General features: G+C 69.3%; 21 protein-coding genes. 15 read left to right on the top strand and 6 right to left on the bottom strand.

Annotation, left to right across the window (positions count from 1 at the left end):
* The first annotated feature begins 67 nt into the window (after positions 1–67).
* Positions 68–634, top strand: coding sequence for an alpha/beta fold hydrolase (locus WKC72_RS27340; RefSeq protein ID WP_037245631.1), 567 nt, complete (start codon positions 68–70; stop codon positions 632–634).
* Positions 635–664: 30 nt separating this feature from the next.
* Here the strand turns inward: WKC72_RS27340 and WKC72_RS27335 are convergent, their stop codons facing one another.
* Genes WKC72_RS27335 through WKC72_RS27325 form a run of 3 tightly spaced genes read right to left on the bottom strand, consistent with a single transcriptional unit; the run spans position 665 to position 3,383 of the window.
* Positions 665–994: a YnfA family protein gene (locus WKC72_RS27335; protein ID WP_015890329.1), complete on the bottom strand. Its 330-nt coding sequence runs from the start codon at positions 992–994 to the stop codon at positions 665–667.
* Complete coding sequence (mtr, locus tag WKC72_RS27330; RefSeq protein WP_370180402.1) at positions 991–2,376, bottom strand: mycothione reductase; 1,386 nt, start codon at positions 2,374–2,376, stop codon at positions 991–993. The genes WKC72_RS27335 and mtr overlap by 4 nt, the downstream gene beginning before the upstream one ends.
* Positions 2,373–3,383, bottom strand: a complete 1,011-nt coding sequence (locus tag WKC72_RS27325; RefSeq protein WP_037245639.1) for an alpha/beta hydrolase — start codon at positions 3,381–3,383, stop codon at positions 2,373–2,375. The genes mtr and WKC72_RS27325 overlap by 4 nt, the downstream gene beginning before the upstream one ends.
* A gap of 121 nt (positions 3,384–3,504) precedes the next feature.
* Here WKC72_RS27325 and mqo point away from each other — a divergent pair, with 121 nt between their 5' ends.
* From mqo to WKC72_RS27275, 10 genes are all read left to right on the top strand, one after another.
* Complete coding sequence (gene mqo, locus WKC72_RS27320) at positions 3,505–5,049, top strand: malate dehydrogenase (quinone) (RefSeq protein ID WP_128638923.1); 1,545 nt, start codon at positions 3,505–3,507, stop codon at positions 5,047–5,049.
* 64 nt (positions 5,050–5,113) lie between these two features.
* Positions 5,114–5,626, top strand: coding sequence for a GNAT family N-acetyltransferase (locus WKC72_RS27315; protein WP_037245643.1), 513 nt, complete (start codon positions 5,114–5,116; stop codon positions 5,624–5,626).
* A gap of 211 nt (positions 5,627–5,837) precedes the next feature.
* A complete protein-coding gene (locus tag WKC72_RS27310; protein ID WP_370184547.1) occupies positions 5,838–7,751 on the top strand; it encodes a magnesium chelatase subunit D family protein in 1,914 nt (637 codons plus the stop codon).
* A gap of 36 nt (positions 7,752–7,787) precedes the next feature.
* Entirely contained in the window at positions 7,788–8,402 is a 615-nt protein-coding gene (cobO, locus tag WKC72_RS27305) for a cob(I)yrinic acid a,c-diamide adenosyltransferase (RefSeq protein ID WP_370180401.1), read from the top strand.
* Positions 8,396–9,796 carry a cobyrinate a,c-diamide synthase gene (locus WKC72_RS27300; protein WP_112299252.1) on the top strand — a complete coding sequence of 467 codons (1,401 nt, stop codon included), beginning with the start codon at positions 8,396–8,398 and terminating at the stop codon, positions 9,794–9,796. Before cobO ends, WKC72_RS27300 begins: the two co-directional genes overlap by 7 nt.
* Positions 9,789–10,169 (top strand): cobalamin biosynthesis protein, encoded by a 381-nt coding sequence (locus WKC72_RS27295; protein ID WP_037245654.1) that lies wholly within the window; start codon positions 9,789–9,791, stop codon positions 10,167–10,169. The genes WKC72_RS27300 and WKC72_RS27295 overlap by 8 nt, the downstream gene beginning before the upstream one ends.
* A 47-nt stretch (positions 10,170–10,216) precedes the next feature.
* On the top strand, positions 10,217–11,443 hold the full coding sequence (gene cobA / locus WKC72_RS27290) for a uroporphyrinogen-III C-methyltransferase (protein ID WP_112299267.1): 1,227 nt from the start codon (positions 10,217–10,219) through the stop codon (positions 11,441–11,443).
* 101 nt (positions 11,444–11,544) lie between these two features.
* Entirely contained in the window at positions 11,545–12,978 is a 1,434-nt protein-coding gene (locus WKC72_RS27285) for an MFS transporter (RefSeq protein WP_112299251.1), read from the top strand.
* Positions 12,979–13,022: 44 nt separating this feature from the next.
* Entirely contained in the window at positions 13,023–13,394 is a 372-nt protein-coding gene (locus WKC72_RS27280) for a glyoxalase superfamily protein (RefSeq protein ID WP_005240620.1), read from the top strand.
* Positions 13,395–13,455: 61 nt separating this feature from the next.
* Complete coding sequence (locus tag WKC72_RS27275) at positions 13,456–14,223, top strand: serine protease (protein WP_037245659.1); 768 nt, start codon at positions 13,456–13,458, stop codon at positions 14,221–14,223.
* Between the two features lie 9 nt (positions 14,224–14,232).
* On the opposite strand, the gene WKC72_RS27270 is transcribed toward WKC72_RS27275, so the two are convergent.
* The gene (locus tag WKC72_RS27270) at positions 14,233–14,907 is read right to left on the bottom strand and encodes a response regulator (protein ID WP_025432363.1); all 675 of its coding nucleotides are present in this window, start codon (positions 14,905–14,907) and stop codon (positions 14,233–14,235) included.
* A gap of 30 nt (positions 14,908–14,937) precedes the next feature.
* The gene (locus WKC72_RS27265) at positions 14,938–16,554 is read right to left on the bottom strand and encodes an ATP-binding protein (protein ID WP_370180400.1); all 1,617 of its coding nucleotides are present in this window, start codon (positions 16,552–16,554) and stop codon (positions 14,938–14,940) included.
* A 67-nt stretch (positions 16,555–16,621) separates the two neighbouring features.
* Between WKC72_RS27265 and WKC72_RS27260 the strand changes: the two genes are divergently transcribed.
* The 4 genes from WKC72_RS27260 to WKC72_RS27245 are packed head-to-tail and all read left to right on the top strand — an operon-like array spanning position 16,622 to position 20,091.
* A complete protein-coding gene (locus WKC72_RS27260; protein WP_005259246.1) occupies positions 16,622–17,611 on the top strand; it encodes a tripartite tricarboxylate transporter substrate binding protein in 990 nt (329 codons plus the stop codon).
* Positions 17,608–18,147: a tripartite tricarboxylate transporter TctB family protein gene (locus tag WKC72_RS27255; protein ID WP_370180399.1), complete on the top strand. Its 540-nt coding sequence runs from the start codon at positions 17,608–17,610 to the stop codon at positions 18,145–18,147. Before WKC72_RS27260 ends, WKC72_RS27255 begins: the two co-directional genes overlap by 4 nt.
* Position 18,148: 1 nt before the next feature.
* A complete protein-coding gene (locus tag WKC72_RS27250; RefSeq protein WP_005240632.1) occupies positions 18,149–19,708 on the top strand; it encodes a tripartite tricarboxylate transporter permease in 1,560 nt (519 codons plus the stop codon).
* Complete coding sequence (locus WKC72_RS27245) at positions 19,705–20,091, top strand: universal stress protein (RefSeq protein WP_037245669.1); 387 nt, start codon at positions 19,705–19,707, stop codon at positions 20,089–20,091. The genes WKC72_RS27250 and WKC72_RS27245 overlap by 4 nt, the downstream gene beginning before the upstream one ends.
* A 50-nt stretch (positions 20,092–20,141) precedes the next feature.
* On the opposite strand, the gene yaaA is transcribed toward WKC72_RS27245, so the two are convergent.
* Positions 20,142–20,885 carry a peroxide stress protein YaaA gene (gene yaaA / locus WKC72_RS27240; protein ID WP_005565339.1) on the bottom strand — a complete coding sequence of 248 codons (744 nt, stop codon included), beginning with the start codon at positions 20,883–20,885 and terminating at the stop codon, positions 20,142–20,144.
* Between the last annotated feature and the right edge of the window lie 49 nt (positions 20,886–20,934).

The raw sequence follows: 20,934 nt of genomic DNA, 5'->3' as shown, positions 1-20,934 counted from the left end.
ATGTAATGAACCATAGAACTAGGGAGGTCCGAGCGCAAGACGTCCCCGATCGCGTAGTTTTTAGCCCATGGAACTGACGCACGTGGCGGTGGGAAATGGAAACTGCACGGTCCGCATCGACGGACCGGAGAGCAAACACACCGTTCTCCTGCTACCGGGGGCCGGCGACGGACCGGATGTCTACGACGGCGTCTGCGAGCGCCTGCACAATTCCGATCTGCGCACGATCGTTCCCGAGGACATCACCGGTCTCGACGAATCGACGATCATGGCGCTGCTCGACGAACTGAAGGTCGGGTGGGTCAACCTCGTCGGGAGCCGGGAGGGAGCCGAACTGGCGTGGTCACTGGCGGCCCGCCAGTTCGGACGCTTCGCCAGCCTCGTGGTGGCCGACCGGGGGCATCCGGCCGCACCCGACGCCGCCGGTGCGGTGCGCGGATCCGACTGCCCGCCCGTCGAACTCCCCACGACCGTGATGGTCGGCAGCCCCGACCGGCGTGCCGAGGCGGACGCGAGCGGACGCTTCGTCTACTCCGACTTCCGCGTCGTACAACTCGACGGTGTCACCAACGTCCCGGCGGCCGCGGCGGCGGAGCTGGCCACCGAGATCGTTCTCCGCACCAGCCCCTGGTAGATCCCGGCCCCACGCCGGGCGCGACCGTGCTCAGCGTGGGGCGTACATGATGACGGCCATGCCCAGCAGGCAGATCAGGGCACCCGAGACGTCCCAGCGGTCCGGGCGGAAGCCGTCCGCCACCATGCCCCAGATCAGCGAGCCCGCGACGAACACCCCGCCGTACGCGGCGAGGATGCGGCCGAAGTTCGCGTCCGGCTGCATCGTCGCGACGAACCCGTACGCCCCGAGCGCCGCCACACCGGCGCCGATCCAGATCCAGCCCCGGTGCTCGCGGACGCCCTGCCACACCAGCCACGCGCCGCCGATCTCGAACAGCGCCGCGACGGCGAACAGCGCGACGGACTTGGCGACCGTCACTCGGGCGGCAGGTCGAGGCCGAGGAGGGCGTTCTCGACGACCTCGGGCAGCGCCGGGTGGATCCAGTACTGCCCCCGCGCCATCTGCTGCGCGGTCAGCCCGAAACTCATCGCCTGGATCAGCGGCTGGATCACCGTGGGCGCCTGGGCGCCGATCACGTGCGCACCGAGCAGACGCCCGGTGCCGCGTTCGGCGACGACCTTGCACAGGCCCTCGTCGTCCTCCATGGCCCACCCGTAGGCGACGTCCCCGTACGCCTGCACCTTCACCGTGATGTCCCAGCCCGCCTCCCGGGCCTCGGCCTCGGTCAGCCCCACATGCGCGATCTGCGGGTCGGTGAACACGGCCGCCGGAACGAACCGGTGGTCCGAGGCACGCAGCCCCGACGTGTCCTTCCACGCATCCTGCAGGAGATTGTGCTGAACGACTCGCGCCTCGTGGTTGGCGACGTGCTTGAGCTGGTACGGCGACGAGACGTCCCCGAGCGCGAAAACGCCTTCGGCACTGGTTCGTTGGTAGTCGTCGACCACGACACGTCCCTCGTCGTCGAGGTCGATGCCACCGGCGGCGGCCCCGATGGCGTCCCCGTTCGACTGCCGCCCGGTCGCCACCAGGAGAACGTCACCCGAGACGACGGTGCCGTCCTCCAGTTCGACCGCGACACCGGAACCGTCCCCGCGCACGGCGGCGACGGCGCTGCCGCGGTGCACGTCCCATTTCTTCTGGGCGAGATCCGTGAACCTGCGGGAGACGTCCTCGTCGAGGTGCCGCAGCAGGTGGGAGCTGCGCGCGATCACAGACACCCGGGTGCCCAGCGCGGAGAACACGTGCGCGAACTCGGCGGCGATGAATCCCGCGCCGATGATCACCATGCGCTCGGGCAGCTCCGGCAACCGCATGATGTCGTCGTTCGTGTAGTACCGCACGCCCGATTCCCGGACCACGCCGGGAATGGTCGGCCGGGATCCGGCAGCGATCACCACCTGGTCGGCGGTGACGACCTCCCCGGTTCCCGTGTCGAGGGTCCGTGGGCCCACGAACGTCGCGTGCCCGCGAAACAGCGTGGTGTTCGGGCTGTCCTCGGCGCGGTAACGCTCACCGCCGGACGAGATCGGGTCGATGCGTCCGAAGACCCGTTTGACGATGTCCGGCCAGCGCACCCCCTCGAGCTGCGCGTCGACGCCGTACTTCGCGGAATTGCCGACCGTGCGGGCCACCTCCGCGGCGTAGACGAACATCTTCGTCGGGATGCAACCCACGTTCAGGCACGTCCCGCCGAACGTGCCCTCCTCCAGGATCGCGACCGTCTTGTCCGCGAACCGATCGTCGGGCAGCGAGTTGCCGGACCCCGAACCGATGATCGCCAGATCGAAATGTGTCATCGGTTGGCCTCCGCGGCGTTGTGGCCGTGCAGCCAGTCGAGCCAGAGGTCCACCTCGGCGAACGCCTCCGCCCGGGGCTGGTCGGCGGACAGGAACACGTCGTGCCGGGCGCCCGCGATCGGGACGATCGTGGTGCGATCGCCGAGGCACCCCGCCCAGCGGGCGATCTGCCGGACGTCGAGGACGGCGTCGGCCGTGTCGACTCGGGGGTCGTACCGCGGCGCGAAGTACGACGCCTTGGACCGGAGGATCAGCGCGGGAACCCCGATGTCGAGACCGCGGTGCAGCTGGGCGTGCCCGCGGCGCACCGCGCGCAGCCACCCGAACGTGACTGGGAAACCGCTCAGTGGCTTCCAGTCGAGGTTGTAGTTCCAGATGCCGTTGCCCTCGACGTGCAGGCTCACACCGTATGTGTCGAGCCCGGTCTTCGGGACGATCGACTTGCGCTTGACGCGCCCGACCGCGTCGACGGCCACCGTCCCCACGTTCCGCAGGTACGACGGACCCTGCAGGTCGAACCACGGGCTGTTGAGGATGACCCCGCTGATGCCGAGTGCGGCGGTGCCGCCCGGCTTGCGCTGCAGGCGGTGCAGCCACAGCGGCAGAACCAGACCACCCGTCGAATGCGCGACGAGCAGGACCTCCCCGTCACCGGTCTGTTCCCGGACCTGGCGCAACGCCTCGTTCAGTTCGGCGTCGTACAGTGTCAGATCGGAGACGAAGTGCGGCGTCTGGCCGGGTTCGAGCGAACGCCCGCACTTGCGCAGATCGAGTGCGAAGAACGCGTAACCCTGTTCGGCGAAGTGCTCGGCCAGGTGCTTCTGGAAGAAGTAGTCGGTGAATCCGTGGACGTAGAGCACGGCGCGGCCGGTCTTCTTCGTCTCCTGCGCGGGCTGGTAGCGGATCAGCGTGGCTTTCACCTCGCCCTCGCCGTCGGGGTCGGTGCCGAGAGGAATGGTCAGCTGCTGATAACCGTCGCCGAGAACGTCGGGAGCCCATGTAGTCACAGATCACAATCTAATGTGCGATTCGGGGGCGCGGGGAGGCGCACAATTGGGGCAGGTGATTCTCGCTCATACGCGCGGGTAACCTATCCGGCGAACACGGCAGGCGTATGCGCGTACGGCTATGGACAAGGAAGTCGATACTCCAGTGTCAGATCAGAATGCGGTAGAGACGAAAACGGATGTAGTGCTGGTTGGCGCGGGCATCATGAGCGCGACGCTGGGAGCGATCCTGCGTCAGGTGCAGCCCGATTGGTCGATCACCACATTCGAGCGGCTCGACGCAGTAGCCGCCGAGAGCAGCGACCCGTGGAACAACGCGGGCACCGGCCACTCTGCGCTGTGTGAGCTCAATTACACCCCGCAGAACGCCGACGGCACCGTGGACATCACGAAGGCCGTCAACGTGAACGAGCAGTTCCAGGTGTCGCGGCAGTTCTGGGCGCACGGCGTCGAGAGCGGTGTGCTGACGCAGCCCAAGGAGTTCATCAACCCCATCCCGCACGTGAGCTTCGTGCACGGCGAGGCCAACGCGAAGTACCTCCGGGCCCGCTACGACGCCCTCGCCGGTCACCCCCTGTTCGCGGGCATGGAGTACATCGACGCCCCCGACGAGTTCACCCGTCGCCTGCCGTTGATGGCGAAGGGCCGCGACTTCAGCGATCCCGTCGCCCTCAACTGGACCCAGGACGGCACCGATGTCGACTTCGGCGCCCTGACCAAGCAGCTTCTCGGTTACGTCGGGGCGTCCGGCGGCGTCGTCCACTTCGGGCACGAGGTCACCGACCTCACCAAGCAGTCCGACGGCAGCTGGGTGGTCAAGGTCACCAACCGACGCAACGGTGTGAAGAAGGTCGTGCGCGCCAAGTTCGTGTTCGTCGGCGCCGGTGGCGGTGCGCTGCACCTGCTGCAGAAATCCGGCATCGAGGAGGCCAAGGGCTTCGGCGGGTTCCCCGTCAGCGGCGCGTTCCTGCGCTGCACCAACCCGGAGCTCATCGACCAGCACCGCGCCAAGGTCTACGGCAAGGCCGCCGTCGGCGCGCCGCCCATGTCGGTTCCGCACCTCGATACCCGCGTGATCGGCAACAAGCCCGGACTGCTGTTCGGGCCCTACGCCGGCTGGTCGCCCAAGTTCCTCAAGCAGGGCCGCGTCACCGATCTGCCCAGTTCGGTCAAGCCGAACAACCTGCTCTCGATGCTCGGGGTCGGGGTCAGCGAACTCGGTCTCGTCAAGTATCTGATCAGTGAGCTCGCGATGTCCGAGGCCGGCCGGATCGAGACCCTCCGGGAGTTCGTGCCGAAGGCGCTCGGCAAGGACTGGGAGCTGATCACCGCGGGCCAGCGCGTGCAGGTCATCCGTCGAGCCAAGGGCAAGGGTGGTGTCCTCGAGTTCGGCACCGCCGTCGTCAACGCTGCCGACGGCAGCATCGCGGGCCTGCTCGGCGCGTCGCCGGGTGCATCGACCGCGGTGCCCGCCATGCTCGACGTGCTGCAGCGCTGCTTCCCGACCCAGTACGAGTCGTGGAAGCCGAAGCTCCAGGAAATGGTGCCGTCGCTGGGCGTGAAGCTCTCCGACGACACCGCGCTGTTCTCGCAGGTGTGGGACTGGACGTCGAAGGTGCTCCAGCTCGACACCAGCAAGGTGGAGGACGCGTCGGTCGCGGTCTGACGGACCGCCCGGCCCGGGTCCACGGGCGCGCACACTTGCCGGTGCTGTGCGATAGTTGCCTGTCATGACGGCAACTGCAGCACTCAAGCGTTCGTGGGCACTCGATCTCGACAACAAGACGCTCTACGAGTTGCTCAAGCTTCGCGTAGAGGTCTTCGTCGTCGAGCAGGCGTGCCCGTACCCGGAACTCGACGGCCGTGATCTGCTGGTCGAGACCCGCCACTTCTGGCTGGAGCAGGACGGCCAGGTGGTCTGCACTCTCCGGCTCCTCGAGGAGCACGCCGACGGCAACAAGTCGTTCCGCATCGGTCGGCTGTGCACGTCGCGGCCGGCGCGTGGGCAGGGGCACACCACGCGTCTGCTGCGCGCCGCGCTCGCCGAGGTCGGCGACGCGCCGTGCCGCATCAACGCGCAGACGTACCTGGTGGACATGTATGCCAAGCACGGTTTCAAGCCGGACGGTGAAGAATTCGTCGAGGACGGCATTCCGCACGTCCCCATGCGGCGCGGCGGCGGTGCCGCTTACGGCGACGCCTACGAGGTCGCCGAGGCGGCCCCGTCGAGCGCCGGGCAGTGAGCGCCGACTAGGGTCGTCAGGTGAATGTCCGCGGGGAAGTCCTGTTCGAATCAGGCGCGGTCCCGCCACTGTGACGGATCTCTGACCGGCTGCCACCACCCTGGTTGCCGATCCGGTCTCCCAGCCAGATTGCCGCGGCGTTCGTACCGGCCAAAGCTCTCGGCGAGGAAACCGGGACGTGAAGGGATGCAGCGTGCGTACGGATCGTGAAGTGGACCAGGTTCGACCCGACTTTTCGTGGGGATTCCCGTTCAGCGCTGTGGTCGGTCAGGACCGGTTGCGGCTGGCTCTCATCCTCTGCGCGGTCCATCCCGGTATCGGCGGCGTCCTCGTCCGCGGTGAGAAGGGGACGGCCAAGTCGACGGTGGTCCGCGCACTCACCGCATTGCTGCCCGCGGTGCACGACGAGAACGGGACGCGCCCGGCGCGACTGATCGAACTGCCGGTCGGAGCCACCGAAGACCGCGTGGTCGGTTCGCTCGACCTCGAGAAGGTCCTGCGCGACGGTGAGCGGGCGTTCCAACCCGGACTGCTGTCGGCCGCCCATCAGGGTGTTCTCTACGTCGACGAGGTCAACCTTCTGCACGACCATCTGGTCGACGTGCTCCTCGACGCGGCGGCGATGGGTCGCGTCCACATCGAGCGTGACGGCATCTCGCACTCGCACGCCGCCCGGTTCGTGCTGGTCGGCACGATGAACCCGGAGGAGGGCGAGCTCCGGCCGCAGCTCCTGGACCGGTTCGGGCTGGCCGTCGATGTCGCCGCGTCGCGGGAGGTGGACGTGCGCATGGAGGTGGTCCGGCGTCGCCTGGACTTCGAGCGTGACCCCGCACGGTTCGCCGAGCGCTACGCCGAGCAGGACGCCGCCTTGGCCGCCGCCATCCTCGAGGCCCGCGACCGGCTCGGCTCCGTCGAGCTCGACGACGTCGAGTTGCGCCGAATCTCTTCTCTCTGTGCGTCGTTCGACGTGGACGGCATGCGCGCCGATCTCGTCCTCGCCCGGACCGCGACCGCGCACGCCGCATGGCGGGGCGCCGGCGCCGTCACGGCGGAGGACGTGCGGGTCGCCGCAGAGCTGACCCTGCCGCACCGCCGCCGCCGGGATCCGTTCGACGAACCCGGCCTCGATGAACAGCAGCTCGACGACGCTCTCCGTCAGGCCGACGAGGATGCCAGGTCCGGCGCCGAGGAATCGCCGGAGCAGGAGCCGGGATCGCCGCCGGAGACCCCGCCCGGACCGGACGGCTCGGACACCGACCCCGAGGGACCCGACGATCCCGACGGGTCCGGAGGCGGGGCTCCGGCACCCCCGGAACGCCCGGCGGGACCGACCGGCACCCAGTTCACCACCAAGCTCCTCGAGGTACCCGGAGTCGGCGAGGGCGCGCCCGGCCGGCGTTCCCGGTCGCGCTCGTCCCGCGGTCGCGCGGTGCGCTCCACCGCCGAACAGGGGCACGGACTCCACCTGGTGGGCACGCTCTTCGCCGCCGCTGAGCGACAGGTCGCCCGCGGCCGGAGCACCGGTCGGATGATCCTGGACTCCGCCGATCTACGCGGGGCGATTCGTGAGGGCCGCGAGGGCAACCTCGTGGTGTTCGTCGTGGACGCGTCCGGGTCGATGGCGGCTCGTGACCGGTTGTCGGCCGTGACCGGTGCCGTCGTCTCACTGCTGCGCGACGCCTATCAGCGCCGCGACAAGGTGGCCGTGATCACGGTTCGCGGACGAGCCGCGGAACTGGTGCTGCCGCCCACCTCTTCGGTGGACATCGCCGTCCGCCGCCTGCGCGGAATGAAGACGGGCGGCAAATCCCCACTGGCTGAAGGGTTTCTGCGCGCGCGCGAGGTCGTGTTGCGGGAACGTCTCCGCGATCCGCAGCGCCGCGCCCTCGTCGTCGCGCTGACGGACGGGCGTGCGACCGGCGGCAAGGACGCACTGCACCGGGCGAAGGTGGCCGCGGGGCTGCTCGCGGACAGCTCGGTCGCGTCGGTGGTCGTCGACTGCGAGACCGGCATGGTCCGGCTGGGCCTGGCCGCGGAGCTGGCCCGCAGGTTGCGGGGCGGCTACGTCCGCCTCGGTGAATTGTCCGCGCAGCAGGTCGCGGGCGTCGTCCGCGCCGCGGCGTGATCCGGACGCGGAGTCGGTAGGGGAGAGAGAAGACACATGCCCAAGGGTATTCCCGAGAACGTTCCCGACGATGGCCTCACCACACGTCAACGACGTAACGCTCCCGTGCTCGCGGTCCACACCGGGCCGGGTAAGGGGAAGTCGACGGCGGCATTCGGCATGGCGCTGCGTGCCTGGAATCAGGGATTCGACGTCGGGGTGTTCCAGTTCGTCAAGAGCGCCAAGTGGAAGGTGGGGGAGGAAGCAGCCTTCCGCGCCCTCGGTCAGCTGCACGAGGACACCGGTGTCGGTGGGGCGGTGCAGTGGCACAAGATGGGCGAGGGTTGGTCGTGGACGCGCAAGCACGGCAGCGAGGAAGACCACGCTGCCGCGGCCGCCGAGGGATGGCGCGAGATCGCCCGCCGGCTCGGGGCCGAGGAACACCGGTTCTACGTGCTGGACGAGTTCACGTATCCCCTGAAGTGGGGATGGGTGGATGTCGACGAGGTGGTCGAGGTCCTGCAGAATCGGCCGGGTAACCAGCACGTGGTGATCACGGGCCGCGACGCCCCGCAGGCGCTGATCGACGCCGCGGATCTGGTGACGGAGATGACCAAGATCAAGCATCCGATGGACGCCGGCCGGAAGGGCCAGCGGGGCATCGAGTGGTGACCACGCTCCCCGCGGCGCCCGCAGTGGTCATCGCCGCCCCCGCATCGGGTAGCGGAAAAACCACCGTCGCAACCGGTTTGGTGGGGGCATTGCGTGAGTCGGGCTGCAGGGTGGCACCGTTCAAGGTCGGCCCCGACTACATCGACCCCGGATACCACGGGCTCGCGGCCGGACGGCCGGGACGCAATCTCGACCCGGTCATGGTGGGCGCGCAGAGGATCGCCCCGCTGTACCGGCACGGCAGTTCGGGGTGCGACCTCGCGGTCGTCGAGGGCGTCATGGGCCTGTTCGACGGCAAGATCGACGCCGCGTCGCAGGAGCCGTCGGCCGAGGGATCGACGGCCCAGGTGGCCGCACTGCTCGGCGCACCGGTCGTGCTCGTGGTCGACGCCCGCGGGCACAGCCAGAGCCTGGCCGCGGTCCTGCACGGCTTCTCGACCTACGACTCCGGGGTCCGCATCGGCGGGGTGATCCTCAACCGGGTGGGAAGCCCGCGGCACGAACAGGTGCTGCGGCAGGCATGCGAGCGCGTCGGGCTCCCCGTGCTCGGCGCCGTGCCGCGGATGGCCGAACTGGAGGTCCCGTCCCGACACCTGGGTCTGATCCCGGCGGCGGAGCACGGATCCGACGCGGTGGACGCCGTCGATGCGATGACCCGATTGGCCGCCCGCCACCTCGACCTGCCCGCCATCCGCGCGCTCGCGGCCTCGGCGGTCGACGGGCCGGTGTGGGACCCCGCCGCCGAGGTCGGGCCGATTCCGCCCGGCCCGCGCCCGACCGTGGCGATCGCCGGGGGCCGGGCGTTCACCTTCGGGTACGCCGAACACCGCGAACTCCTGGGCGCCGCCGGTGCGGACGTCATCACGTTCGACCCCCTGCACGACGCGCTGCCGCCCGGCACGAGCGGCGTGGTGCTGCCCGGTGGTTTCCCCGAGGAGCACGCCGTCGCCCTCGGGGAAAACTCTGCGCTCCTGACACAGATCCGGGAACTCGCCGCGGCGGGTGCACCGATCCATGCGGAGTGCGCCGGTCTGCTCTACCTCGCCCGCAGCCTCGACGGGCACGCGATGGCTTCAGTGGTCGGGGTCGACGCCTCGTTCGGGTCTCGTCTCACGCTCGGGTACCGCGAGGCGGTGGCGGTCACGGACTCCATCCTCTTCGCCACCGGTGAGCGGGTGGTCGGCCACGAGTTCCATCGCACGTCGCTCGCCGCGGCCGAGGCGGACGGCTTCGCACCGGCCTGGGGATGGCGGCCGTGGGACGGCGACCCTGCGCGCGAGGGTTTCGTGCGCGGCGGCGTGCACGCGTCGTACCTGCACACGCACCCCGCGGGTCACCCGGAGGCGATCCCCCGTTTCGTCGGCGCGGCCCGCACCTTCGCCGCGCATGGGTGACGTCTGCGTCGGCGTCGGGTTCCGCGCGGCAGCGGGCAGCGCGGACATCCTCGCCGCCGTCCGGCAGATGCTGACGTCCGCGAATCTGGGTCCGGACGCGACGCTGGACTGCCTGTGCACCCTCGACCGCAAGGCAGCGGACCCGGCTGTCCGGGATGCGGCAGCGGCGTTGGGTGTCCCCGTCCGCGGATTCGCCGCGGGGGCACTCGCCACCGTCGAGGTGGCGAACCCGTCGGACCGGGTGCACGCGGCGACGGGATCGCCGAGCGTCGCGGAAGCGGCGGCGGTGCTCGGCGCGGGTGGCGGGCCCCTGATCGTGACCAAGTGGTCCGCGAATGGCGTCGTCGTCGCAGCAGCCCGTAAAGTTTCGTAGGTTCGAGACGAGACGTGCAGGATTTTCTGGAGAAACGGGGAGAGCGCGTGACTGCTGCCACCGGAGACGAGACCAACTACCTGGTCGGACTCAATTTGGCCGATCGTCGTGTGGTCGTGGTCGGTGGCGGAACAGTGGCACAGCGCAGGCTCGGGCTCCTGATCGCGTCGGGTGCGCGGGTGCACCTGATCAGCCGCGCGGTCACGCCGGCGGTCGAGGGAATGGCCACCGCGGGACAGATCACACTGGAACTTCGCGAATACCGGGACGGCGACCTCGCCGACGCCTGGTACGCCATCGCGTGCACGGACGAACCGGACACCAACGCGGCGATCGTCGCCGAGGCGGAGCGCAGTCGTGTCTTCTGCGTCCGCGCCGACAACGCCCGCTACGGCACCGCCGTCACACCGGCGAGCGCGAGCTACGACGGGATGAGCATCGGCGTGCTGGCGGGCGGCGACCACCGCCGGTCCGCCGCAGTGCGCACCGCACTCGTCGAGGGCCTGCAATCCGGTGCGGTCGCCGACACCGCCGACCACCCGGCGGCCGGTGTCGCACTGGTGGGCGGCGGCCCCGGCGACCCCGATCTCATCACCGTGCGCGGCCGTCGACTGCTGGCCCGGGCCGACGTGGTGGTCGCCGACCGGCTCGCCCCGCCGGAACTGCTCGCCGAACTCGGCTCCGACGTCGAGGTCATCGACGCGGCGAAGATTCCCTACGGCCGCGCGATGGCGCAGGAGGCGATCAACGCCGCCCTCATCGACGGCGCGAAGGCAGGCAAGTTCGTGGTGCGGCTCAAGGGCGGCGACCCGTACGTGTTCGGGCGCGGCTACGAGGAACTCGAGGCGTGCGCGGCGGCGGGTGTGCCCGTCACGGTCGTCCCCGGCATCACCAGCGCCATCTCGGTGCCGTCGGCCGCCGGCATCCCCGTCACCCACCGGGGCGTCACCCACGAGTTCGTCGTCGTCAGCGGTCACGTCGCCCCCGACCACCCGGATTCCCTCGTCGACTGGTCGGCCCTGGCCCGGTTGAAGGGCACCATCGTGTTGCTGATGGCCGTCGAGCGCATCGAGGCGTTCGCGACGGTCCTCATGGAGGGTGGGCGTCCGGTGGACACCCCGGTCACGGTCATCCAGGAGGGCACGCTGCGCACGCAGCGCACCGTGCGGGCCGATCTCCAGACCGTCGCCGCACGGGTGAAGGAAGAGCAGATCCGGCCGCCCGCCATCGTGGTCATCGGGCCGGTGGCCGGGTTTTCTGTGGACGCTGGGTAACGTGAACCCTCGTGTCTGAATCCCGAGTGCCCGAAGGCGCATCAGCGTCGAACAAGTCTGCGGCGAGAGCCACGGCGAATCCGCCCGCCGCCACCCGTGTGATGGGGCTTGCGATCATCGTGCTGAGCGGGCTGCAGATGATGGTGGTCCTCGACGGCACCGTCGCCAACCTGGCGCTCGCGCCGCTGCAGGCCGATCTCGGTCTCAGCGACAGCGGCCGCAACTGGGTACTGACGTCCTACGCGCTGGCATTCGGTGGCCTCATGCTCCTCGGCGGACGGCTCGGCGACGCATTCGGCCGGAAGAAGATGTTCGTCGGTGGTGTCGCCCTGTTCACCGTCGCCTCGCTGCTGTGCGGTCTCGCGGTGGGCGAGTTCATGCTGATCGCCGCCCGGTTCCTGCAGGGTGTCGGCGCCGCGGTGGCGTCCCCGACGGCGCTGGCCCTGGTCGCGACCACGTTCGCGGCCGGACCTGCGCGTAACCAGGCCATCGCGATCTTCGCGGCCATGACGGGCATCGGGTCGATCGCGGGTCTGATCATCGGCGGCGCCCTCACCGAGGTGTCCTGGCGCCTGATCTTCCTCATCAACGTCCCCATCGGTGTCGTCATCGTGGGGTGCGCGTTCGTGGCGTTGAAGGAGACCGCGGGCGAGCGCCTGGCTCTCGACGTTCCCGGTGCGGTTCTCGCCACCGTCGCGGCGACTGGCGTCGTGTTCGCGCTCACCGAGGGTCCGGAACTCGGCTGGGGGAGTCCGTACGTGATCGGCGCGCTCGTCGTCGGTTTACTGCTGTTCTGCGCATTCCTGTACGTCGAACGGACCGCCGACAACCCGCTGCTGCCGTTCTCCCTGTTCCGCGACAAGAACCGGGTGGCGACGCTCGTCGCGATCTTCTTCGCCGGTGCCGTCATGTTCACGGTCGCCGCCTTCGTCGCGTTGTTCGTCCAGGACATTCTCGGTTACAGCCCCCTCGAGGCGGGCCTTGCGTTCATCCCGTTCGCGTTCGGCCTCGGCGGCGCGGCCGCGGTGGCGTCCAAGCTCGCCGTGCGGATCCAGCCCCGATGGCTCGTGGTCGCCGGCGCCGCGATCATGGTGGTCGGGCTGCTCTACGGCTCGACCCTCGACAGTTCCGCCACCTACCTCGGCAACCTGTTCGTGCCGGTCATCGGGATCGGATTCGGTGTCGGACTCGCCGTCGTCCCGCTCCCGCTGTGCGCCATCGCCGGAGTGTCCGAGACGGAGATCGGTCCGCTCGCCGCCATCGCCCAGGTGGCGCAGACCCTCGGCGGACCCCTCGCCCTGGCCGTCATCGGGGCGATGGCCACCTCGCGGACGTTGTCCCTCGGCGGCATCTCCGGCAAGGTCGCCGACATGAATCCGACGCAACTCGAGGCGCTCGGCAACGGGTACACCTTCGCCCTCGTCGGCAGCGCCGGCTGCGCCCTCATCGCGGGACTGGCCGCGATGTTCATCCGCTTCACCCCGCAACAGGTCGCGCAGGCGCAGGCCGCCGAGAAGGCCGCGCAACAGGCGTGAACGGTTTCGGCCCGGTTGTCGGACGCCGTCTATAGCATCCGGTCATGGACTACAAAATCGAGCTGATCATTCTGCCGGTGTCCGACGTGGACCGGGCCAAGGCGTTCTACGCCGACCAGGTCGGCTTCGTCGTCGACCACGACCACCGCGTGAACGAGAACGTGCGTTTCGTCCAGCTCACACCGCCCGGTTCGGCGTGCTCGATCGCCGTCGGCGAGGGCCTCGTCGACACCCCGCCCGGCTCGGTGCACGGGTTGCAGATCGTCATCGACGACGCCGATGCCGCCCACGCCGAGCTGTCGGCCCGCGGCGTTCCGGTCAGCGAGGTTCAGGACCTCGCGTGGGGGCGCTTCGTGTACTTCGCCGACCCCGACGGCAACGAGTGGGCGCTGCAGCAGCTTCCGCCACGCAGCTGACCCGGCGGCCGGTCGCAGGATTCGGCCTGCCTTCGCGCGACGAGCGGCGCATGATGGTCCTGTGGTCACGCCCTCCCGCACGTCCGTCACGGGGGCAGCCGCGGTGGGCCTGCTCCTGGCTGCCTGCGTAGCCGGGGGATCGGCCGTCGCCGCGCCTGCGCCCGCGGCACCGGATCCTCGCGTCGGTCCGCTGTTCTTGGCCGGCACGCCCATCCACGTCTGCACCGGATCGGTTCTGGACAGCGCGGACGGCGACCTCGTCCTCACCGCCGCCCACTGCATCGCGGGGTCCGGGGGCGCGCTGTCGTTCGCGCCCGGATTCGATCGCGGCGTGGCCCCGTTCGGACTGTGGACGGTGTCCCAGATCTATGTCGACCCCGCCTGGCTGGAGTCGCAGGACCCGCAGCACGACTACGCCGTGCTGCGGGTGGCCCCGAGCGGAACCACCGTGCCGTCGTCCGTCGAATCGGTGGTCGGTGGGGGATTCGAGTTGGCGTCCGCGCCGGAACCCGCGACCACCGTGGCCGTGACCGGCTACCCGACCCTCGCCGACGGTCCGGTGTCGTGCACCGCCGCGACCACGTCGACGGACAGCTATCCCACGGTGATCTGCGACGGTCTCGGCGAGGGAACGAGCGGCGGTCCGTGGGTCACGGGTTCGCGGGTCGTCGCGCTCGTCGGCGGCCTCGACCACGGCGGGTGCACTGATTCGGTGTCCTACTCGCCGACGTTCGGTTCCGGAACGCTCGCGCTGCTGGACCGCGCGGAGCGCCGCGGTGCCGGCGACTCGACACCGTTCGCCCTCGCCGGCGCCTGCACCCGATCCTGACCGACCGTGTCAGCGTGGCGCGGGCCGGTAGCGGCGGACGGGTCTGCCGGCGCCCCCGTACTCGAGCCGGACCTCCAGCAGACCCTCGGACAGGTAGTGCTCGAGGTAACGGCGCACGCTGACCCGGGACAGTCCGGCGAGTTCGGCGCATTCGGTCGACGACAGCTCGCCCTTCGACCGCAGGATGTCGAGCACCAGGCGCCCGGTTTCGGCGCTGAGCCCCTTCGGGAGCCGGCTCGGCTCCGGATTCTTGCCCTTGCCCCCGAACAGGGAGTCGATCAGGGATTGGTCTGCGCCGGACTGTGATTCGAGGGCGCGGGCACGGCGCCGGAAGTTCTCGAGCTTCTCCTGCAGCTGCGTGTAGTCGAACGGTTTGACCAGATAATCGGAGGCGCCGCCGTGCAGTGCGCGGCTGACGGTGTCGATCTCCCGGGCGGCGGTGATCATGATGACGCCGACGGCGTTGCCCTCCGCGCGCAGTCGTTGCAGGACGTCGAGGCCGGACATGTCCGGCAGGTACACGTCGAGGAGCACGAGGTCGGGGTGTGCGGTGCGCACCGATTCGAGGGCCTCGGCGGCGGTCCGCGCCACGCCGACGGTGGTGAACCCCGGTGTCTTGTCGACGAATCGGCGATGGATCTCCGCGACCATGAAGTCGTCGTCGACGACCAGGACCTCATACATCGCCACGCCGTCCCGTCATGATCGGAGAGTCTAGCTACGCGGTACGTGGACGGTGAACAAGGCACCGCCGGTGCCGGGTGCGTCCGAGACGGCCGCGGACCCGCCGTGCTGGGAGCTGACGAGACGGACCAGGGCGAGCCCGATTCCGCGGCCACCGGGCGTGCCCGGCTTCGACGTGACCCCGCGCGAGAAGATCTCCTCCCGCATCGTCTCGGGAACTCCGGGGCCGGAATCGGCGACCTCGATGAGGATGCCGTCGTCGTCGGTGATCCGGATCGAGATCCGCGCGTCCCGGCCACCCTCGGACACGTCGACGGCATTGTCGATGAGGTTGCCGAGGACGGTGATGACGTCGGTGGCGAGTTCGGGGTCGAGGGCGTGCAGGTGCGAGTCGGGTTCCAATGTCAGCGCTACCCCGGTCTCGGCGGCGAGCGACGTCTTCGCGATCAGCAACGCGGCGACGGCCGGGTCGGAGATGCGTTGCGTGACAGCGTCACTGATCTCGGCGCGGCGCCGGGTGAGGGTGCCGACGAAGTCGGTGACCGCGTCGTAGTCACCGAGCTGCGTCAGGCCCGAGATCGTGTGCAGCTGGTTGGCGAACTCGTGCGTCTGCGCCCGCAGGGTGTCGGTGACACTCTTGTGCGAGGACAGCTGGCTCTGCATGGACGCCAGTTCGGTGCTGTCGCGCATCGTGGTGACGGTGCCGATCTTGTGCCCCTGGCTGGTGGCCGCGCGCCTGCTCAGCGCGAGCATGCGCGTCGACGTCGACAGCACCACGTCGCGGCCGTCCTCCCCGTTGAGGAGGTATTGCCGGACGGCGGGGTCGAGCGCGACGTCGTCGACGTGCCGGCCGACGGCGTCGTCGGTGAGGTCGAGCAGTTCCTGGGCGCTGTCGTTGAGCACGGTGATCACCCCGTCCGGGTTCACCGCGACCACACCCTCGCGGATGCTGTGCAACAGGGCCTCGCGATGGTCGGCAAGGCTTGCGATCTCGGCGATTTCGAGTCCACGGGTGTGGGTCTTGATCCGGCGCGAGAGCAGCCACGAGCCGAGAAGCCCGAGACCGGCACCGATTCCGAGATACAGGAGCAGGCGCGCCCCCGCGCTGCTGAGCAGATCCCAGACGGACGGGTAGTCGTCGCTGACGGTGACGACCGCGAGGACGTCCCCGGTGGCGGACAGGATCGGGACGTGCCCGACGATGGCGCGGCGTCCGTCGACGTCCACGTCGCCCGACCAGGCCCGCCCCGTCATCACGTCGCTGGCACCGAGTTCCGCGACCACCCCGAGCCGTGTCGGATCGGACGACACGGTCACCGCCCCGTTCGGCGCGACGATCTCGGCGAGTGTGGCGCCCGACAGGTTGACGGCGCGATCGACTTCGGGGGCCAGCACGCGCTCGACCGAGCGGTCCGACAGCTGGTCGCGCACCACCGGCGTCGACGCCACGTTCTCGGCCACCGCGATCATGCGCTGCCCCTGGAGGTCGCGGAACTCCACGGTCGACTGGTGGACCGACACGGCGGCCACCGCGAGCAGCACGACGCCGACGACGACGAGCTGGAGGAGCAGGACCTGGCCCGCGAGGCTACGCACGCGGGGATGAAGTGGTGACCACAATGAACTTAAGTTCCGTTTCGTTCGCATAGGTGACGTGCATCACCCCTGAGGTTCAGTATTGCGGAAGATCACATTCATGGCGAAATGAGGAACGATGTCGAGAACAGGTAGCGGGAGCAGGGTACGCGCGCTGCTCCTGCTCGCGCTCGTAGGCCTCCTCGTGGCCGGCTGCGGGGTCACCCGCGGCGAGGACGAGGGCCTGCACAGGGTGCGGATGATGGTTCCGAACAGTCCGGGCGGCGGCTACGACCTCACGGCGCGGACCGCGGTGAAGATCATGGAAGACGAGGGCATCACCGGCCGCGTCGAGGTCTTCAACGTGATCGGCGCAGGTGGAACGGTCGCCATGGCCAGGCTGATGAACGAGGCCGGCAACGACGACCTCATGATGATGATGGGCCTGGGCGTCGTCGGCGCCGGCTACACCAACGGATCCACCGCACGCGTCTCCGAGGCCACCGCGCTGGCGAAGGTGGTCGAGGAGCAGGAGGGCATCCTCGTGCCCGCGGATTCACCGTTGCAGACCATCGACGACTTCGTGGCCGCATGGCGCGCCGACCCGGCGTCGATCACCATCGGCGGCGGTTCCTCGCCCGGCGGTCCGGACCACCTGTTCCCGATGGAGACTGCGCGCGCGGTCGGAGTGGACCCGAACGCGGTGAACTATGTGTCCTACGACGGCGGCGGCGACCTGCTGACGGCCCTTCTCGGCCAGAAGATCACCGCAGGCACGTCGGGACTCGGCGAGTACGTAGACCAGATCGAGGCAGGCCAGGTCCGGGTCCTCGCGGTGTCGGGGAACGAGCGGGTCGAAGGAATCGACGCGCCGACGCTCACGGAGGCCGGCGTGGACCTGACCTTCACCAACTGGCGGGGAATCCTGGCGCCGCCCGGACTGTCCGACGGCGCAAAGGCCGACATGGTCGAGGCGCTCGAAAAGTTGCACGACACACCGGAATGGAAGGAGGCCCTGGTGAAGAACGGTTGGAGTGACGCCTTCACGACGGGACCGGAGTTCGAGCAGTTCCTCCGGGACCAGGACGAGCGGGTCTCGTCCACCCTGGCCGAATTGGGGCTGACATGACCGCGCCCGCAGAACCGTCCGCCGTCTCCGCGGATCCGGCCCCGGCACCGAAGCGGCGGGACTACGCACAGTTCGTCGTCTGCGCGGTGATGGCCGTGATCGGGGTGTTCCTCGTCGTCGACGCATTGTCGCTCAGCGACGGTTTCGCGAAGGTCGACCCGGTGGGCCCGCGGCTGTTCCCGCTCGTCATCGGCGGGGGATTGCTGGTCTTCGCCGTGGTGCTCGCCGTCGCGATCCTGAGGGGCTCCACCGGGGAAGCCGACAGCGGCGAGGACGTCGATCCGGAGTCCCCGGGCGACTGGAGGACGGTGGGCCTGCTCGTCGGGTTGTTCGTGGTGACCATCGCGCTCGTCGACTTCCTGGGCTGGGCGATCATCGGCACCGTCCTGTTCGCCGGGGCCGCAACCATTCTGGGCAGCCGCCACTGGGTGCGGAACATCGCCATCGGGGCGGTGCTCGGATTCGGCAGCTTCTACGCGTTCTACGTCGGGCTCGGAATACCGCTGCCCGCAGGCATTCTGGACGGAATTCTCTGATATGGATAATCTGAACTGGCTGCTGCAGGGGTTCGAGCAAGCAGCCACCCCCATGAATCTGCTGTACGCGTGCATCGGCGTCCTCCTCGGCACGGCGGTAGGCGTTCTCCCGGGCATCGGACCGGCCATGACCGTGGCCCTCCTGCTTCCCGTCACCTACAACGTCAGCCCGAGCGCCGCGTTCATCATGTTCGCCGGCATCTACTACGGCGGCATGTACGGCGGGTCGACGACGTCGATCCTGCTGAACACACCGGGGGAGTCGTCGTCGGTGATCACGGCGATCGAGGGCAACAAGATGGCGAAAGCAGGCAGGGCCGCGCAGGCACTGGCGACCGCCGCGATCGGGTCGTTCGTCGCCGGGTCGATCGGCACGATGCTCCTGGTGCTGTTCGCGCCCATGGTGTCGAGTTTCGCGGTCACCCTCGGCGCCCCGTCCTACCTCGCGATCATGCTGCTCGCGCTCGTGGCCGTCACGGCCGTCCTCGGAACCTCGAAGCTCCGCGGATGCATCTCCCTGCTGCTCGGTCTCGCGATCGGGTTGGTCGGCATCGACTTCCTCACCGGCCAGCCGCGTGCCACGTTCGGCATCCCGCAGCTGTCCGACGGGATCGACATCGTCGTCGTCGCGGTCGCCGTGTTCGCACTCGGTGAGGCGCTCTGGGTGGCCGCTCACCTCCGCCGCAAGCCGGCCGAGGTCATTCCCGTCGGCAGGCCGTGGATGGGCAAGAGCGACTGGAAGCGTTCGTGGAAACCGTGGCTGCGGGGTACCGCGTACGGATTCCCGTTCGGCGCACTACCCGCAGGCGGCGCCGAACTGCCCACCTTCCTCTCCTATATCACCGAGAAGAAGCTGTCGAAGCACAAGGACGAATTCGGCAAGGGCGCCATCGAAGGTGTCGCGGGGCCGGAGGCGGCCAACAACGCGTCGGCGGCAGGCACACTGGTGCCGATGCTGTCGCTGGGCCTGCCGACCAACGCCACGGCCGCGGTCATGCTGACGGCGTTCGTGTCGTACGGGATCCAGCCGGGCCCGACACTGTTCGAGAAGGAACCGCTGCTGATCTGGACGCTGATCGCGAGCCTGTTCATCGGCAACTTCCTGCTCCTGGTGCTCAACCTTCCGCTCGCACCGCTGTGGGCGAAACTGCTCCGCACGCCGCGCCCCTACCTCTACGCGGGCATCCTGTTCTTCGCCGCGCTGGGCGCGTTCGCCGTCAACCTCCAGTGGCTCGACCTCGCACTGCTGCTGACATTCGGGCTGATGGGGCTGATGATGCGGAGGTTCGGGCTGCCGGTGCTGCCGCTCATCATCGGCGTCATCCTCGGACCGCGCATCGAACGGCAACTGCGGCAGAGCCTGCAACTCGGCGGCGGTGACTGGGGCAGCCTGTTCACCGAGCCCGTCGCGATCATCGTCTATATCGTGATCGCAGTGCTCCTCATCGCACCCCTCGTCGCCAAGGTCGTCCGCGCGCACTACCCCGTCGCGGCGCCCGACTTCCCCGACGGACCGGCCGGTGGCGACTCCACCGACACCAGAGAGAAGGCACACGCATGATCGTCGTCGGATACACCCCCGACCAGTTCGGAGGCGCGGCCCTCGAACACGGCGTCGCGGAGGCGCAGCTGCGCGGGACGTCGCTGCTCGTGATCAACACCTCGAAGGGTGACTCCCTCGCCGACCAGTCGTTCGCCGACAACGCGCACCTCCAGGAACTCGAAGGCAAGCTGGCCGCGAGCGGGGTCGACCACGAGGTCCGGCAGATCGTGGGAGACGAGACCGTCGACGTGATTCTCGAGGCCATGACGGCGCCCAGCGCGGAACTTCTCGTGATCGGCATCCGCGACCGCACCCCGGTCGGGAAGCTCCTGATGGGCAGCACGGCCCAGCGCCTGCTGCTGTCCTGCCGCAAACCGGTCCTGGCCGTCAAGCCCGAATGAAGCTCCTGTGAGTACTTATTAACCGCCCGCGGTTAATAAGTACTCACAGGTCAGTCGGTGAGGATGATCAGCTCGCGGTCCGACGCCACCTCGACGCGCAGGCCGGCCTTCGACGCCACCCGCGCCACCCCGCGCACGTCCTGGGGTTCGGCGCGGGAGACGGTGAGCGCGCGTGCCAGCAGACCCTTGTGGTGCTTGTTGAAATGACTGACGACGGTGCGGGTGCCGTCCGGTTTCTCGGTGAGCACGGTGGCGATCACGGCCTCGGGGATCGGTCCGAGTTGCTGGTACGTCCCCGACCGCAGGTCGACGACGAGGCCGTCCGCTTCCGCGGCGATCGCCCGGCTCAGTTCCGGCTTCCACAACGCCCGGAGAGTGCCCAGCCCGGGCAGCTTCGATCCGCCCGACAGCCGGTAGGCGGGGATCAGATCACCGGCGCGCACCGCACCGAACAGTGCGGAACCCATCGCCAGACGCGACAACGCCTTGGACTTCTGCGCCTTGGTGAACGACTTCGCGTCGAGCGCATCGAACAGCACACCGGTGTAACGCTCGAGTGCGGGCCGGGTGGGGGAGACCCACAGTTTGGCGTTCCGCTCGATCTCGTCGGCCTGGGTGGGACCGAGGCCGAGCGCGAGCTGCGACGCCTCCCCGTCCGCGGCCAGCGCGACCAGCGCCTGGACCAGGACTTCGCGGGTTTCGGTGAGCTGCGGCATCGACAGCTCGGCCAGGTCGAGGGGCGCGTCGGCGCCGCCGTCGGACTTGGTTTCGGAGGGAGGAAGTAACACCAGCACGCACGAAACCCTACCGACGCGCCCGGCCCCGTCCCAGCCGACTATTCTG

It is taken from the genome of Rhodococcus wratislaviensis (genome assembly GCF_041228765.1).
Lineage (GTDB): Bacteria > Actinomycetota > Actinomycetes > Mycobacteriales > Mycobacteriaceae > Rhodococcus_F > Rhodococcus_F wratislaviensis.
Note: the sequence above shows the minus strand (reverse complement) of the source record. Positions and strands in the feature narration are given on the sequence as shown.